Below are 16,982 nucleotides of genomic sequence, written 5' to 3' on the forward strand. Positions count from 1 at the left end.
CACCCCGGTGGCCTTCAATCGACCGGACTTGAGGGTGCTCATCCGCCTCGTACGGAGATTGCCGTTTTAATTAAGTATCCAGGCCGTAAGCGGCGATTGCTGCAAGGTTCACCAGATCTGAAACCGCAGCCCCCATGGGTGCAATCTGCACGGACTTTTCAAGTCCCACCAGCAGTGGCCCGATGATCGACGCGCCGCCCAGCTCCGACAGCATTTTTGTGGAAATCGATGCCGAGTGGATGGCCGGCATCACCAGCACATTTGCAGGTTCGGTCAGCCGGCAGAACGGATACATGCTCATGGCGTCGCGGTTAAGCGCCACGTCCGCAGACATTTCACCGTCATACTCAAAGTCACGCTGCTTCTGATCCAGGATCTCCACTGCTTCGCGTACACGCTCGGAGCGCTCGCCCATCGGGTGACCGAATGTGGAATAGGCCAGCAGGGCCACGCGCGGCTCATAGCCAAGACGGCGGGCAACATCCGCACTCTCGATGGCAATGTCGGCGAGTTCTTGAGCTGTCGGCATGTCATGCACATTGGTGTCCGCCACCAGTACCGTGCGCCCGCGCGCAACCACCATGGACATGCCCATGGCGCGCTTGCCTGGCGCATCGTCAATGACACGACGTACGTCACCAAGCGCAACGGAGTAGGAGCGTGTCACACCGGTAATCAAGGCATCCGCATCGCCGGCAGAGACCATGGACGCTGCAAAGATGTTGCGGTCGTTGAACACCATGCGCGTACAGTCACGCGCGAGGTAGCCACGCCGCTGCAGCTTGTCATAAAGCGCGTCCGCATAGTCAGGTGCCGCATCAGACGTGCGCTGGTTGATGATCTCGATGCCCGTCTCGTCTTCAAGCCCGACATCTTTCATCTGTCCACGGATGATTTCCTCGCGGCCCAGTAGAATGGGTGTACCCAGTCCCTGGTCGCGGAACGCGATGGCTGCCCGCACGACCTTGCTTTCTTCGCCTTCCGCAAAGACAACGCGCTTTGGTTCGCGGCGCACACGCTCGACGATAAAGCCAAGCGACGCCGCCGTCGGGTCAAGGCGCACAGTCAGCTCATGGATATAGCTTTCCATATCGATGATCGGACGCTGGGCAACACCGGATTCCATCGCGGCTTTTGCAACCGCTGTCGGCACCGTCGTGATGAGGCGCGGATCAAACGGCACGGGAATGATGTAATCCTTGCCGTAACGAGGCCGCATGCCGTGATAGGCCGCAGCCACTTCGTCCGGCACGTCTTCGCGCGCCAGGGTGGCCAGCGCTTCAGCAGCTGCAATCTTCATGGCGTCATTGATGGTGGATGCCCGCACATCCAGTGCACCGCGGAAGATGTAGGGGAACCCAAGAACGTTGTTCACCTGATTGGGGTAGTCCGAGCGGCCTGTCGCCATGATGACGTCATCACGCACTTCATGAGCTTCTTCCGGTGTAATCTCCGGGTCCGGATTGGCCATGGCAAAAATGATCGGGCTGGGGGCCATGGAGGCAACCATGTCCGGTGTCAGCGCGCCTTTGACGGACACGCCAAAGAACGCATCCGCGCCGTCCATCGCTTCTTCAAGCGTGCGTTTGTCGGTGGGGGCAGCGTGCGCTGACTTCCACTGGTTCATGCCCTCCTGGCGGCCCTGATAGATCACACCCTTGGTGTCGCACAAAAGCGCGTTTTCAGTTTTGACGCCCATGGCTTTGACGAGCTCAAGGCAGGCAATGCCCGCCGAGCCTGCGCCGTTGACCACGAGTTTCATGTCTTCAAATTTGCGGCCTGTCAGATGACAGGCATTGATGAGACCCGCAGCTGCAATGATGGCAGTGCCGTGCTGGTCATCATGGAACACGGGAATGTCCATGAGTTCGCGCAGGCGCTCTTCCACCATGAAGCACTCAGGCGCCTTGATGTCTTCAAGGTTGATGCCGCCAAAGGATGGTCCCAGATAGCGCACCGCATTGATGAATGCGTCCGCGTCGTCGGTATCGACTTCAAGGTCGATTGAATCCACATCCGCAAACCGCTTGAAAAGAACCGCCTTGCCTTCCATCACCGGTTTGGACGCCAGCGCCCCCAGATTGCCCAGGCCCAGAATGGCCGTGCCGTTCGAGATCACGGCAACAAGGTTGCCCTTGGCGGTGTAATCGTAGGCAGTCGCAGGATTGTCAGCGATGGCGCGCACGGGCGCGGCCACGCCCGGCGAATAGGCCAGCGACAGGTCGCGCTGACTGGCCATCGGCTTGGTTGGTGTGATTTCCAGCTTGCCCGGACGGCCTTCGGAGTGAAACAGCAGGGCTTCTTCGTCTGTGTAGCGGCGGCGGCCGCCGGAGCCTTCGGTCATGGGTCAAGAAGCCTTGTGTTGGAGGCCGCGCCAATGCTGGCAGCGGTCGCATAAATCAGTGTTGTTTGACGCAGGGGCAGCAAAGGATGGACGCCATCCACGCATGTGCCGGGGCAGGTGGTGTAGCCGAGGGGTGAAGCTATAGGCAAGCCCGCCTTAGGCCACAAGCTTTACGCCCCTCACAATGGGTCAAATATGCACCCCTCAGCGTGTGACGGAGGCTCGCGGTCAGGCCCGCCGCCTGATAGTCTCCGCCGGCTATGACCCCGCCCGTAATCAAAGAAACAGCGCCCGCCGCCCCGCTCAAATCTGAGCCGGTGACGGCGGCTGCCCGCGCTGCTGCGCCCCAGGCCACGCCGATGATGGCGCAATATATGGAGATCAAGCAGGCCCATGAGGACTGCGTCCTGTTCTACCGGATGGGCGATTTCTATGAGTTGTTCTTTGACGATGCGGTCAAAGCGTCAGCGGCACTCGATATTGCGCTGACCAAACGCGGCAAGCATCTGGGTGAGGACATTCCCATGTGCGGCGTGCCGGTGCATGCAGCGGACGCCTATCTCTCCCGGCTGATCCGCAAGGGGTTCCGGGTCGCGGTCTGTGAGCAGACGGAAGATCCCGCAGAGGCCAAGAAGCGTGGCTCCAAATCCGTTGTGGCCCGCGCCGTGGTTCGAATTGTCACACCGGGCACCCTGACCGAAGACGCCCTGCTGGATGCCCGCGATACGAACCTCCTCGCAGCCCTTGCTCGGGTGCGCGCGGATGGCAGCCAGACGCTTGGTCTGGCCTACGCGGATGTATCAACCGGCTCCTTTCATGTGGAAGCGGTTGAGGCGACGGCCCTGGCGGCAGCCTTGGCCCGCCTGAGCCCCAGCGAACTTGTGATGCATGATGGCCTGCTGGCGGATGAGCTGATCGCTGACGCTATTCAGGGTGTGGGCACCCCTCTGACACCTCTGCGGGCCTCGGCGTTTGACAGTGACAATGCCCGGCGTCGCCTTGAGACGCTGTTTGGCGTCAAAGCTCTTGAAGGCTTTGGTGATTTCAGCCGGGCGGAAATCGCCGCCGCCGGCGCGCTGGTGGATTATGTGACGCTGACCCAGGCAGGCGCCGCGCCTGCGCTATCGCCCCCCAAAACCACCAGCGAACAAGGGCTGATGGCGATTGATGCTGCCACCCGCCAAAGCCTTGAGCTGACCCGGGGCCCCGACGGCGGCCGTGACGGCAGCCTGCTCGCCATCATGGATGCAACGGTGACAGCCGCAGGTGCGCGCGCCCTCAAGCAGCGGGTTGCCGCTCCGCTTGCGGACCCGGCCCCGATCAACAAGCGACTGGCGGCTGTGATGCTGTTTGCAGAGCAGACCCGGTTGCGCGCGGATATGCGCGACTGCCTGCGCGGCGTGCCTGATCTTGAGCGCGCCTTGTCCCGGCTTGCATTGGGCCGTGGCGGCCCGCGTGATCTAGGGGCCGTCGCTGCAGCCATCAAAGGCGGTGCGGATGTTGCCGCACTGCTTGACCCACAGGCGGGCAGGGCACCCGATTTTCCGCCCTTGCCTGAAGATGTCAGCGCGGCGGCAACGCGTCTGGAGACGACGCGGACAGGATCAGCTTCTGCACTCGGCGTTCTGCTGGGCCGGGCGCTGGTGGACGAGCCGCCGCTGCTGGTCCGCGATGGAGGGTTCATCGCGCCGGGCTATGACGCAGACCTCGATGAGCTGATTTCCCTGCGCGATGGCAGCCGCAAGGTCATTGCCGGGCTTGAGGCGCGCTATCGCGACGAAACAGGCATCAAGACCCTGAAAGTGCGCCACAACAATGTGCTGGGCTATTTCATCGAGGTGTCTGCCACCCAGGCAGACCGGATGATGGAAGGCGAGCTGCAGGAGACCTTCCGCCATCGTCAGACCCTTGCCAGTGCTATGCGATTTTCAACGGTTGAGCTGGCAGAGCTGGATGCAAAAGTCTCGCGGGCTGGCGACGGTGCGCTGGGCCGCGAAAAAGAGCTGTTTGATCAGCTCACCGCAGAAATCAAAGCGATCCCAGATCTGCCGGACATCGCATCTGCGCTGGCGGAACTCGATGTGGCGGCCGCCCTGGCCGATGCCGCGCAGGGCAATAACTGGGCCTGCCCCAAAATCGACGAGTCACTTGCCTTCCATATTGATGCGGGGCGGCACCCGGTGGTTGAGGCCGCGCTCAAACGCCAGGGCAGCGGGGCGTTTATTCCCAATGACTGCAATCTGTCCGGTGATGGCGCAACCGATGAAAAAACCGGAGAGCCCGCGCGGCCTGTATGGCTGCTCACGGGCCCCAACATGGCCGGTAAATCAACATTCCTGCGCCAAAACGCCCTTATTGCGGTGATGGCCCAGGCAGGCAGCTTCGTGCCCGCGGCTGGAGCCCATATTGGCGTTGTGGACCGGCTGTTTTCCCGCGTCGGCGCGTCGGACGATCTGGCCAGGGGCCGCTCGACATTCATGGTCGAAATGGTGGAAACCGCCGCCATTCTCAACCGCGCGACCGACAAATCGCTCGTCATTCTGGATGAGATCGGCCGGGGTACCGCTACCTATGACGGACTTTCCATTGCCTGGGCAACGCTTGAACATCTGCACGAGGTCAATCGCGCCCGCACGCTCTTTGCCACCCACTATCATGAGCTGACAGCGCTTACCTCCACGCTGGACCGGCTGGCCAACGCCACCATGCGCGTGGCCGAGCACGGTCAGGACATCGTGTTTCTGCACGAAGTAGCACCCGGCGCCGCAGACCGCTCCTACGGCATCCATGTGGCCCGTTTGGCCGGGTTGCCGGACGCGGCTTTGGCGCGGGCCGAAGAGGTCCTCAAAGCTTTGGAAGAGGGGGACACAGGCGGGTCTTCAAAGGGCGATCTTGCCGCCGATCTGCCGCTGTTTGCGGCGGCCCCCCGTCCCAAATCCGCCGGTCACGCGCCATCGGGACCAGACCCCATCCGCGAAACCCTGAGCGAAGCAGCTCCTGACGAAATGACCCCGCGTGATGCGCTGGACCTGATTTACGCCCTGCGTCGCAAGCTGAGCGACGATTAATCCTGACCCGGACGAAACGCCCCAGGCAGCGCCTTATCAAAGCGTTATATGGTTAATCCTCACAAATTGGTTTAACGTCGAAATATCTCCTGACGCGCCAATTTCTCGGTAGAGCCCGCGCATTCTGCCGGCGAAAGCGCTATATGTGATCATATGAGTACAGCCAAAAAATCAGTATCCGCTGCCGTAACCCTCTCCCCCGACAAGATCGTCGATGGAGATGCATTGCGCGTTGCCCTGACCGCCTCATTCCGCGAGCACGCGGGCAATGACATGGAGCAGCGGGCCGCTGTTCTGGAGCTGCTGAAAACAACTATGGCTGATGGCCGTGCGGTGATACGCGAGGCGTTGGAAGCCGGCATGAAGGGCATCAAGACGGCCCAGTGCCTGTGCTACCTGCAGGATGTCATCATCCAGGCCCTCTACGACTACTGTCGGGTGCACGCATTCCCGTCCGCACACCACACCGAGGCGGAGAACATCTGCATCGTGGCCGTGGGTGGTTACGGGCGCGGCACGCTGGCGCCTCAGTCAGATATCGACCTGCTGTTCGTGTTGCCGCACAAGCAGACGCCCTGGGGCGAGAGCGTGGTCGAATACATGCTCTACATGCTGTGGGATCTGGGCCTCAAAGTCGGCCACGCGACGCGCTCCGTGAACGAGTGCATTCGCCTGTCGCGCGAAGACATCACCATCCGCACGACCATTCTTGAAGCCCGTTATCTGTGGGGCCATGAGCCTCTGTTTGACGATCTGATGGACGCGTTCTGGAACCAGCTTGTGCCCGGCACGGGCCGCGAGTTTGTGCGCCTCAAGCTTGAAGAGCGCGACGAACGCCACGCCCGCGCCGGCCAGTCCCGCTATCTGGTGGAACCCAACATCAAGGAGAGCAAGGGCGGTCTGCGCGACCTGCAGACGCTGTTCTGGATCGGCAAATATCTCTACGGCGTGCAGGACCCACGTGACCTCGTGAAGAAGGGTGTATTCCGCCAGAGCGAAATGCGCACCTTCATGAAGGCGGACGAGTTTTTATGGGCCGTACGATGCCATCTGCACTTCGTCACCGGCCGTCCTGAAGACCGTCTGAGCTTCGACATCCAGATCGAGATGGCGCGACGGCTAGGCTACACCAGCCATGGCGGCATGAAGGATGTGGAACGCTTCATGAAGCACTACTTCCTTGTCGCCAAGGACGTAGGTGATCTCACCCGCATCTTCTGCGCCACCCTGGAAGACCAGCAGCGCAAGGCGGCACCCGCCTCCAACGCCGCCAACCGTCTGCGCAACCGGCTAGAGCCGTTGATGCAGGCCGTCGGCTTTGGCGCCAAGGTCCGCCGCGGGGCAGCACCCCTGCCGCCGGGCTTTGTGCTTGATGGCGCGCGCATTAATGCGGATACGGAGGATCTGTTCTCCAGCGACCCCGTCAACATCATTCGCCTGTTTCATACGGCAGAAATGAACGGCACGCATATTCACCCTGATGCGCTGCGCCTTGTGCGCCGGTCGCTCAAGCTGGTGGATGCAAGCCTGCGCAAGGACGAGGAAGCCAACCGGCTGTTCTGCGAAATTCTGGTCTCGGAACACACGCCGGACATTGCCCTGCGCCGCATGAACGAAGCAGGCGTGCTGGGCCGCTTCGTGCTCGACTTTGGCCGCATCGTCGCGCTGATGCAGTTCAACATGTATCACCACTACACGGCCGACGAGCATCTGATCTACGCGATCCACATTCTCTCCGGCATTGAAAAGGGCGTCGATGCCGACCAGCACAGGCTGGCCAATGACCTGATGCAGAAAGTACAGTCGCGCAAGGTGATCTATCTCGCCATGTTCCTGCACGACATTGCCAAGGGTCGCCCGGAGGACCACTCCATTGCCGGTGCCAAGATCGCCCGCAAGCTCGGCCCCCGCCTGGGTTTGACGCCGGCGGAGACAGACACTGTTGAATGGCTGGTCCTCGAACACCTGATAATGTCCGACGTCGCCCAGACCCGTGACATCTCCGACCCGCGCACGGTGAAGGACTTTGCCGACAAAGTGCAAAGCCCCGAACGCCTGAAGCTGCTGACCATCCTCACCACAGCGGACATCAAGGCCGTGGGCCCCGGTGTGTGGAACGGCTGGAAGGCGCAGCTGATCGAGCAGCTCTATGATGAAACCCTGCCGCTCCTGTCCGGCAAGAACAAGGCTTTGAGCCGCACCAGCCGCGTCGATGCTGCCAAGGATGCCTTCCGTATACGGATGGCCGATCTTGGTGCACAGCAGGTCGAAGCGCTCATTGCACGCCAGACACCCAGTTACTGGCTGGTGGTGGACCCGGACACCCAGGAACGCCATGCGCGGCTGATGGCCGGTGCAGATGAATCAGGCGGCCCTGAAAGCGTGCTTGAAATCGGCGTGACGCCGCTACCGGACAATGAAGCCACAGAGATCACCGTGCTGACGCCGGACCATGCAGGTCTGTTCTCGCGCATTGCGGGCGCTGTAGACATGACCGGTGCCAACATCGTTGACGCCAAGATTTTCACCACGACGGACGGCATGGCGCTCGATACCTTCTGGGTCCAGTCCGACAATTCCAAGGTGGTGGACGAGGAACGCCGGGTGGCGCGCCTCAAGGAGCTGATCGAGAAAAACCTGCGCGGTCAGACGGTGCCCAAGGACACGATCGCCCGCGAGCGCAAGCGCACCCGCCGTCAGCAGGCCTTTGAAATTGAGCCGCAGGTCATCATCGACAACACGGCGTCGGAGCGTTTCACGCTGATTGAAGTGAATGCCCTGGACCGTCCGGGCATCCTCTATGACCTGACCCGCGCCCTGTTCCACCTGAACCTCACCATCACCTCCGCCCACATCGCCACCTATGGCGAGCGCATCGTTGATGTGTTCTACGTGAAGGACGTGACCGGCGGCAAAGTTGTCCAGGACGGCAAGAAGGAAGCGGTGACCACCGGCCTCATCTCAGCCATCAACTCCCGCCTCAGCCCGCAACCCAAAGACGTCAAGGACCGCGTCCAAAAACGCACCGAACGCCGCGAAGCCGCCCGCGAAACGGGCAAGAAGGCCCGCGCGGCACGGACCAAACGACTCAAGGGTGCGGCTGAATAACGGCCTTGCCTTCGCCCACAAACACCCGCAAGCCTTAGCCCATGAACCTGCTCAAATCCTTCGCCACGGTTGGTGGCATGACCATGATGAGCCGGGTGCTTGGCTTTGTGCGCGATATATTGATCGCGGCGGTGCTGGGCACCGGGCCGGTGGCGGACGCGTTTTTTGTGGCGTTCAAGTTTCCCAATCTGTTTCGGCGCCTGTTTGCGGAAGGGGCGTTCAACTCGGCCTTTGTGCCGCTTTTCGCCAAGCGGCTGGAAGGCGAGGGGGAAAAGTCGGCGCGGCAGTTTGCCGAAGAAGCTTTTGCCGTCCTGCTGACGGTGCTGATTGTCTTTACCGCCATCGCCCAGCTCGCCATGCCCTGGCTGATGTACGGGATTGCGCCGGGCTTTTCCGACACGCCTGACAAGTTCGACATGGCGGTGGTGTTCACCCAGATCGCCTTTCCCTATCTGCTGTTCATGTCGCTGGTAGCGCTTCTCTCCGGTGTGCTGAACTCTCTTGGCAAGTTTGCCGCCGCCGCCTTTGCGCCGGTGCTGCTCAACATCATCCTCATTTCAACGCTGCTGTTTGCAGCGCCCTATTTCGAGAATGCCGGTCTCGCGCTCGTCTGGGGCGTGTCGGCAGCGGGTGTCGCGCAGCTGGCCATGCTCATGTGGGCCGCCCATCGCGCAGGCTTCATGCCGCGCCTGCGGATGCCGAAAATGACGCCCGGCGTAAAGCGCCTCATTGTGCTGGGCATTCCCGGTGTCATCGCTGGCGGCATTGCACAGATCAATCTGCTGATCGGGACGATCATCGCCTCGCTTCAGGACGGGGCCGTCTCGTGGCTCTATTACGCGGACCGGGTCTATCAGCTGCCGCTGGGTGTCATCGGCATCGCCATTGGCATTGTGCTGCTGCCGGATCTGGCGCGGCGGCTGCGGGCGGACGATGAGGGCGGGGCCATGTGGTCCCAGAACCGTGCCATGGAGTTTTCCATGCTGCTGACGCTGCCAGCTGCGGCAGCGCTGATCGCCATTCCCGGTCCCATCATCGAGACCTTGTTCGAGCGCGGTGCGTTTGACGCCGCCGACACCCTCAAGACGCAGATGGCGCTGGCCGCCTTCGCCGTGGGCCTGCCTGCCTTCGTGCTCATCAAGGTGTTTTCGCCTGGCTTCTTTGCGCGGGAGAACACCGTGACGCCCATGCGCTTTGCGGCAGCCGGCATCGCCGTCAACATCGCGGGCTCGTTGATCCTGTTCTACCAGATTGGTTTTGTCGGCATTGCCATCGCCACCTCCATGGCCGCCTGGGTTAATGCCGGGCTGCTGTGGTCCCGGCTTGCCGCCAATGGTCACTACGCGGCCGATGAACGCCTGAAAAAGCGCCTGCCGATGATCCTGATCGCCAGCGCTGCCATGGGGGGACTGCTCTGGGCCACGGCCACCTATGCCGGGCCAACGGCTGCCGCCATGATGCCCGGCGGCTGGACGGCCGAGGCGCTGGGCATTCTGGCGCTCGGCGGTCTCGTGGCAGGCGGCGGGCTGGTTTATGCGCTGCTGTGTCAGATCACCGGGGCGGCACGGCTCTCCGACCTCAAGCAGGCCTTGCGGCGCTAGGCTTCGCGCGCCATAAGACGCGCCTCCCCTGAAATATGGGGCCCGGTGTCCACATCCGGGGTTGAAGCAGCAAGGTCATAAAATGTCTTTCCCAGAACGCGTGTTTTCCGGTGTGCAGCCCACAGGCACACTCACCCTTGGCAACTATCTCGGCGCGCTCAGCCGCTTTTCTGATTATCAGGACAAGTATGAATGCCTGTATTGCGTGGTGGACATGCACGCCATCACCATGTGGCAGGACCCCAAGGAACTGCACGCCAACACCCTGGGCGTGACGGCGGCCTATCTGGCCTCAGGCCTCGACCCGGCCAAGAACATCATCTTCAACCAGAGCCAGGTGCCCGCCCACGCTGAAATGGCATGGGTGTTCAACTGCGTGACGCGCATCGGCTGGTTGAACCGCATGACCCAGTTCAAGGAAAAGGCAGGCAAGAACCGCGAAAACGCGTCTGCCGGCCTTTACGTGTATCCAAGCCTCATGGCGGCAGACATTCTGGTGTACCGGGCAACCCATGTGCCCGTCGGCGATGACCAGAAGCAGCACCTGGAACTTGCCCGCGACATCGCGCAGAAGTTCAACCATGACTACGCGGATGCCATCCGTACACAGACGAATGCGGAAGAATTCTTCCCGCAACCCGAGCCGCTGATCGAAGGCCCGGCCATGCGTGTGATGAGCCTGCGCGACGGCACCAAGAAAATGTCCAAGTCGGACCCGTCCGACAACAGCCGCATCAACATGGATGATGACGCGGACACGATTGCCCAAAAGATCCGCAAGGCAAAGACGGACCCCGAACCGCTTCCCGGCGAGGCAGAAGGCTTTGAGGGTCGTCCGGAGGCGGACAATCTGGTGGGCATTTACGCAGCATTGGCGCAGGAGCCAAAGCTGGCGGTGGTGGACCGGTTCGCCGGCGCGCAGTTCTCCGAGTTCAAGAAGGACCTGACAGAACTGGCCGTGACGGCTCTGGCTCCTGTCTCTGACGAGCTGCGGCGCTTGAAGGCGGATCCGGCCTATCTTGAGAGTGTTCTCAAGGCAGGCTCCGAGCGGGCGGCGGAAATTGCAGAGCCGATCATGAAGGAAACCAAGGCAATTGTGGGCTTTGTCGCCTCCTGAACGGGGCAGCAGGTCTCACTCACTTGATCCAAATACCGGCGTTCTTATGTAGAAGTGGACCCGATACAAGGTCCCTGACACCAACCAAAGAGGCCTAGCCACCTAAATGGGCATGCTCGACAAGGCGCGCGACAGCGCGCAATCCCTGCGCAACAAATGGGCGTATCGCGATACCGGCAGCACGGTGGGGACACCGGCGGGCAAATCGGGCCGGTCCTGGGTGCCCAATATTGAAGGCGTGTGGCTGCGCCGTATTGCCATCGCCCTGGCGATCCTGCTCATCGTCTATTACCCGCTGGGGGCCTGGTGGACCCACAAGGTCGACGACAATCTCAATTTTGAAATTCAGACCGAAGTGCTGCCCGGCCAGAGCCGAGCGGTGGCCATCACCGCTGACCTGATCGACCGGGAGGTCAATCAAAACAACTGGGTCGCCAACAACCCGTTCTTCCTGCCCGCTTCCATTCTCGACAACATGCCCAACTTCCAGAAGGGTGTGGTGGCAGCCCTGGCCCGCTTCTCCTTTGAACTGACGGACCAGCTGGGCCGTACCCGTGGCTCCAGCGAGGCGGACTCAGACCTGCAGTCTGCAGCTGGCCTCCTGCAATATCCCGGTGACGTATGGGTGTGGGACCCGACCGTCTCCCTTGCACCCACGGCCACGTCCGAGGCGCAATACCGCCAGGCCATGCGCAAGCTGCGCACCTACAATTCCCGTCTGGCGGCAGGCGATGCCACCTTCCAGAAGCGCGCTGACAATCTGCTGGCCACGCTTGACCGCATTGCGCTGGACATCGGGTCCACATCTGCCGTGCTCGACCGTCACGTGCTGGAGCGCTCCGGCTTTGCGCTGGATTCGCAGGCAGACGATGTCTTCTATTTCACCAAGGGGCAGGTCTATGGCTACGCCCTGATCCTGCGCGAGCTGCGCCGGGACTTTGATGCGCTCATCGTTGAGCGTGAGTTGGGGGATGCATGGGATGAGCTGACGCTGTCCATGGAGCAGACTGTAGACCTCAACCCCTGGGTCATCATCGACGGGGCTCCGGATTCGCAATTTGTGCCCAGTCACCTGTCAGCGCAGGGCTTTTATCTCCTGCGCGCCCGGACCCAGCTGCGTGAAATCACCAATATTCTCTTGAAATAGTCATTAATCTTGCCGCTTGCGGAGGACGGCCATCCTCGGGCAGCCTTGGGGCATGAACGCAAAGTCAAAAACCGAGTGGTCCGAGCCTATGCCGGATAACCCGGCGCCCAAGGCGCCGCCTGCCCGTAAACGCAAGTTTCTGGTCATTGCCGACGGCTCCGAGGAAGCAACCAAGGCGTTGCACTTTGCCGCCCTGCGCGCAGCCCACACTGGCGGTGCTGTCACCCTGCTGGCTGTGCTCAGCCCGGCGGATTTCCAGCACTGGCTCGGCGTTGAAAACATCATGCGCGAAGAAGCCCGTGCGGAAGCCGAGCATGTGCTGCATAAGCTGGCCGCCCAGGCCTATGACCATTGCGGCGTGCAGGCGGAGTTGATCGTCCGCGAGGGCAAGCTGCGTGAACAAATGGCCCAGCTGATATCCGAAGACCCTGACATTGCGGTCATGGTGCTGGGCGCTGGCACCAGCAAGGAAGGCCCCGGCCCGCTGGTCTCCTCTATCGCAAGCGACGCAGCAGGCGGATTTGGCATCCCGGTCACCATCGTCCCCGGCGATTTGTCCGACGACCAGATCGACCTCCTCGCCTAGCATCCCTAAATCCATGTTTTGCTCATGGTTGAAGATGCGCCCCTTTTGGGCCATCTAAGGGATAACCAACGCCATTAGTCAGGTATTTGCCGCCATTTCCTGAGATTTTTCAGGTCGAGGCGGCCAAGTGGAGTGTCCGCGTATGTTTATCCAGACCGAGTCGACCCCTAATCCCGCCACCATGAAGTTCCTGCCCGGGCAGGACGTCATGCCATCCGGCACAGCTGATTTCACTGACGCAGAGGGCGCCAAAGCATCCCCCCTGGCGGACCGGCTGTTTGGACTGGGCGATATTGAAGGCGTCTTCTTCGGCAGTGATTTTGTGACCGTCACCAAGGCGGACGCTGTGGAATGGAACCACATTCGCCCGTCTGTGCTCGGCGCGATCATGGATCACTTCACCTCCGGTGCACCGCTGATGGCGGAAGGCGCTGAGAACGCGACCGGTCATGCCGCCCCGGCAGACGACGATGATCCGCTGGTGGTCCAGATCAAGGACATCCTCGACACCCGCGTTCGCCCGGCAGTGGCACAGGACGGCGGCGACATCGTTTTCCATGGCTTTGAAGAAGGCGTCGTCTATCTCAACATGATCGGCGCCTGTGCCGGCTGCCCGGCCTCGACCGCTACCCTCAAGAACGGTGTTGAAAACCTGCTCAAGCACTTTGTGCCCGAAGTTCAGGAAGTGCGCGCCGTTTAGGCCCGCCTGCCACACCAATCGGTAAGTTCCTGAGTGGCCTGGCCGTCTCAGACTTCTTTGCGACAAGGCCTATGCGGACGGCATTTTATCGCTAGGTTACGCAACAGACGCCTGAGCCGAGCTGGAGGACACACCATGGCTGCCAAAATCAACACCGCTGCGATCGACCAGATTTTCATGGACGCGCGCACACACAATTTCTGGCTCGACAAGCCGGTGAGCGAAGAAACGATTGCCGAGCTCTATGCCATGATGCGCATGGGGCCAACCTCGGCCAATTGCTCACCTGCCCGTATTGTGTTCGTGCAGTCGGATGAAGCGAAAGCCAAGCTCAAGCCGTTGCTGATGGAAGGCAATCAGGAAAAGACCATGGCCGCGCCAGTCTGCGCCATCATCGGTCATGACGTTGAGTTCTACGAAAAAATTCCCGAACTGTTTCCCCATAACCCGGACGCTAAGAGCTGGTTCAACTGGTCGCCGGAATTTGCCGAGCAGACAGCCTTTCGCAACGGCTCACTGCAGGGTGCGTATTTCATGATCGCGGCCCGCGCGCTGGGCCTTGATTGCGGGCCCATGTCCGGCTTCGACCAGGACGGCGTCAACGAAGCATTCTTTGGCGGCACGACGGTTAAATCCAATTTCCTGTGCAATATCGGCTATGGCAACGACGCCAAGCTTGATCCGCGCTCGCCGCGTCTTGCCTTCGGCGACGCCTGCCAGATCGTCTGAATACGGAACACTTAGTGACCACACCTCCCAGCTCACCACCGAACGACGTTTTCGTTCTTGGATTTGATACCGCCATGGATGCCTGTCAGGTGGCCATCGTGTCACGCACGGGCCACATCGTGGCCAAGGCCCATGAAGAGATGAAGCGCGGCCATGCCGAAGCGCTGATCCCGATGATCGGGGCGGTGCTGGAGGCGGCTGAACTTGGTCTTGAAGACCTGACGCGCATTGGCGTCACCGTCGGGCCGGGCACATTTGCGGGGCTGCGCGTTGGCTTGTCTGCGGCGCGTAGCTTTGGTCTCTCGCACGACATTCCCATTGTTGGCGTCTCGACCCTGGAAGCGGTGGCCGTGACTTTACCGGAGCCTGAAGCCGACCAGCCCTTGCGGGCAGGCGTCATCGCGTTTGATGCGCGCAACGACGAAGTCTATCTGCAGATCGTGGACCCGCTGGGCACACTCGTGGTGGCGCCTTCAGTTGTTGATCTTAAGACCGCCGCCGAAGCAGTGCCGGAAGGTCTGGTGAATTTGTCCGGGTCCGGCGCACCCAAACTGGCGGAAGCGCTGGCGGCCCTTGAGCGCAGTAGCGATGTTGCCGTGGTGGACGAAAGCCTGTGGGCACCCCAGGCAGAGTGGATTGCGCGGCTGGCGCTCGTCGCGCCGGATGATCGCGTAGGCCCGCCGTCACCGCTCTATCTCAGGCCACCGGACGCCAAGGAACCAGAAAATGGCGGAGCGCTTCCCCATGCCTGATGGCGCAAGCTGGTCACCACAGGTGCGCCCCGGCGAAGCACAGGATGTGCCTGCCATGGCGCATATCCATGCATCGGCCTTTGACGAAAAATCTGCCTGGAGTGCGCCGTCGCTGCTGCATCTGGTTGAAACACCCAATGTGTTTTCGCTGATGGCCGAGCGTGACAGCACCCCGGCAGGCTTCGTGTTGATGCGGGTGGCGGCCAATGAAGCCGAAGTTCTGACCATTGCTGTAGATCCCGCTTTCCATCGCCGGGGCATGGCCCGCGCTTTGGTCATGGCGGGGCTGACAGCGGCCCTTGCGGTTGAGTGCGATACGGTGTTTCTCGAGGTTGCGACCGACAATGAGCCCGCAAAAGCCCTTTATCAGAGCATGGGTTTTGATATTGCCGGTGAACGCAAAGCCTATTATGCCCGCCCGTCGGGACCCGCAGTGGATGCCTTGATCCTGCGCTGGACAGCTCAGGAAAGCGATGCATCCGCAAAAGGATGACGTGGCGCGCCCAAAAGACTAGATTGCTATCAACCAACGTAGTTAGGCCGTTTAAGACCGGAAGACGAATATGGACAGGCTAGAAACTCTCTGCATCGAAAAAGGCATGCGCATGACTGAGCAGCGCCGCGTTATCGCGCGTGTTCTGTCAGCAGCCGACGATCATCCGGATGTGGAGGAGCTGTACCGGCGGGCGTCGGAGGTGGATTCCAACATCTCGATAGCAACCGTGTACCGGACCGTTCGGCTGTTTGAGGAAGCAGGCATCCTCGAACGCCATGACTTCCGCGACGGGCGCTCGCGCTACGAACCGGCGACGGATGACCACCACGACCATCTCATCAATGTGCAGACGGGCGATGTCATTGAATTCAACAATGACGAAATTGAACGCCTGCAGGAAATTGTCGCCCGTGAACTTGGCTTCAAGCTGGTGGATCACCGTCTTGAGCTCTACGGCGTGCCTCTGGAAAAGAAGAACACCGCAACCGGCTGACGGTCGGCATAAAGGGCGGGAAAGGCGATACGAATGGGCACCTGGCGCGCCATCCTGCGGGTAGCAGGCTTTGTGGGAATGACCCTGGCAATCATGCCCGTTCAATGGGTGCTGATGCGGTTCAAGCTGCCCGGCTCCTACGCGCTGCCGCTCTACTATCACCGCACCCTGTGCAAACTCATCGGCATCAAAGTCACTGTCAAAGGCACGCCGGTGACAGACAAGCCGGTGCTGATCTGCGCCAATCACACCTCCTATCTTGATATCCCGATCATGAGCACGGTCTTTCCCGTGTCGTTCATTGCCAAGAGCGAAGTGGCGACCTGGCCGTTCTTCGGCCAGATGGCCAAACTCCAGCGCACGGTGTTTGTCGAGCGCGAGCGCCGCACAAAGACTCGTGAACATCGCAACCAGATCCACGGGCGGATCGTTGAAGGCGACACGCTGATCCTTTTTCCTGAAGGCACGTCCAACAACGGCAACTGGGTTTTGCCCTTCAAGAGCGCGTTGATGTCCGTCGCTCAGATGAGCGTGGTGGGGGACGACGGGGCACTAGACGACATGGTGATGGTACAGCCGGTGTCGGTCGCCTATACGCGCCTGCATGGCCTGCCCATGGGGCGGCATTTTAGGCCCTTCTTTGCCTGGTATGGCGACATGGAGCTGGTGCCCCATCTTTGGGAAGTCTTCCAGCTCGGACCGTTTGACGTGGTGATGGAGTTCCATGAGCCCGTCTCCATCACCCAGGCCGGCACTCGCAAGGCCCTGGCGGTCTATTGCGAGGACAAAGTGGCCAACGGTGTGGCCCGTGCCATTTCCGGCCGCGACGCCGCCTGACCCC

Annotated in this window: 13 protein-coding genes; 12 read left to right on the top strand and 1 reads right to left on the bottom strand. The window is 61.1% G+C overall.

Annotated elements, in window-relative coordinates; all coding sequences use genetic code 11:
* Nucleotides 1-70: 70 nt before the first annotated feature.
* Nucleotides 71-2,344 carry an NADP-dependent malic enzyme gene (locus tag ABXH05_RS07715; protein ID WP_348136585.1) on the bottom strand — a complete coding sequence of 758 codons (2,274 nt, stop codon included), beginning with the start codon at nucleotides 2,342-2,344 and terminating at the stop codon, nucleotides 71-73.
* Nucleotides 2,345-2,604: 260 nt separating this feature from the next.
* On the opposite strand from ABXH05_RS07715, the gene mutS reads away from it, so the two are divergent.
* The 12 genes from mutS (at nucleotide 2,605) to olsA (ending at nucleotide 16,978) form a co-directional block, all read left to right on the top strand.
* Nucleotides 2,605-5,412 (top strand): DNA mismatch repair protein MutS, encoded by a 2,808-nt coding sequence (gene mutS, locus ABXH05_RS07720; protein ID WP_353560509.1) that lies wholly within the window; start codon nucleotides 2,605-2,607, stop codon nucleotides 5,410-5,412.
* A 153-nt stretch (nucleotides 5,413-5,565) separates the two neighbouring features.
* The gene (locus tag ABXH05_RS07725) at nucleotides 5,566-8,520 is read left to right on the top strand and encodes a [protein-PII] uridylyltransferase (protein WP_353560510.1); all 2,955 of its coding nucleotides are present in this window, start codon (nucleotides 5,566-5,568) and stop codon (nucleotides 8,518-8,520) included.
* Between the two features lie 41 nt (nucleotides 8,521-8,561).
* Nucleotides 8,562-10,121 (top strand): murein biosynthesis integral membrane protein MurJ, encoded by a 1,560-nt coding sequence (gene murJ, locus ABXH05_RS07730; protein ID WP_353560511.1) that lies wholly within the window; start codon nucleotides 8,562-8,564, stop codon nucleotides 10,119-10,121.
* A gap of 82 nt (nucleotides 10,122-10,203) precedes the next feature.
* On the top strand, nucleotides 10,204-11,238 hold the full coding sequence (trpS, locus tag ABXH05_RS07735) for a tryptophan--tRNA ligase (protein WP_348136589.1): 1,035 nt from the start codon (nucleotides 10,204-10,206) through the stop codon (nucleotides 11,236-11,238).
* A 106-nt stretch (nucleotides 11,239-11,344) separates the two neighbouring features.
* On the top strand, nucleotides 11,345-12,385 hold the full coding sequence (locus ABXH05_RS07740) for a DUF2333 family protein (protein ID WP_353560512.1): 1,041 nt from the start codon (nucleotides 11,345-11,347) through the stop codon (nucleotides 12,383-12,385).
* 52 nt (nucleotides 12,386-12,437) lie between these two features.
* Nucleotides 12,438-12,971: a universal stress protein gene (locus ABXH05_RS07745; RefSeq protein ID WP_348136591.1), complete on the top strand. Its 534-nt coding sequence runs from the start codon at nucleotides 12,438-12,440 to the stop codon at nucleotides 12,969-12,971.
* 142 nt (nucleotides 12,972-13,113) lie between these two features.
* A complete protein-coding gene (locus ABXH05_RS07750) occupies nucleotides 13,114-13,671 on the top strand; it encodes a NifU family protein (RefSeq protein ID WP_348136592.1) in 558 nt (185 codons plus the stop codon).
* A gap of 135 nt (nucleotides 13,672-13,806) precedes the next feature.
* Nucleotides 13,807-14,400, top strand: a complete 594-nt coding sequence (locus ABXH05_RS07755) for a malonic semialdehyde reductase (protein WP_353560513.1) — start codon at nucleotides 13,807-13,809, stop codon at nucleotides 14,398-14,400.
* 14 nt (nucleotides 14,401-14,414) lie between these two features.
* Nucleotides 14,415-15,152, top strand: a complete 738-nt coding sequence (gene tsaB, locus ABXH05_RS07760) for a tRNA (adenosine(37)-N6)-threonylcarbamoyltransferase complex dimerization subunit type 1 TsaB (RefSeq protein WP_353560514.1) — start codon at nucleotides 14,415-14,417, stop codon at nucleotides 15,150-15,152.
* Nucleotides 15,127-15,645 (top strand): ribosomal protein S18-alanine N-acetyltransferase, encoded by a 519-nt coding sequence (gene rimI / locus ABXH05_RS07765; protein WP_353560515.1) that lies wholly within the window; start codon nucleotides 15,127-15,129, stop codon nucleotides 15,643-15,645. Before tsaB ends, rimI begins: the two co-directional genes overlap by 26 nt.
* 70 nt (nucleotides 15,646-15,715) lie before the next feature.
* On the top strand, nucleotides 15,716-16,141 hold the full coding sequence (locus ABXH05_RS07770; protein ID WP_353560516.1) for a Fur family transcriptional regulator: 426 nt from the start codon (nucleotides 15,716-15,718) through the stop codon (nucleotides 16,139-16,141).
* Nucleotides 16,142-16,174: 33 nt separating this feature from the next.
* Nucleotides 16,175-16,978 (top strand): lyso-ornithine lipid O-acyltransferase, encoded by an 804-nt coding sequence (olsA, locus tag ABXH05_RS07775; protein WP_353560517.1) that lies wholly within the window; start codon nucleotides 16,175-16,177, stop codon nucleotides 16,976-16,978.
* The last annotated feature ends 4 nt before the right edge of the window (nucleotides 16,979-16,982 follow it).

The sequence above is a fragment of the Pyruvatibacter sp. HU-CL02332 genome, from assembly GCF_040362765.1.
GTDB lineage: Bacteria > Pseudomonadota > Alphaproteobacteria > CGMCC-115125 > CGMCC-115125 > Pyruvatibacter.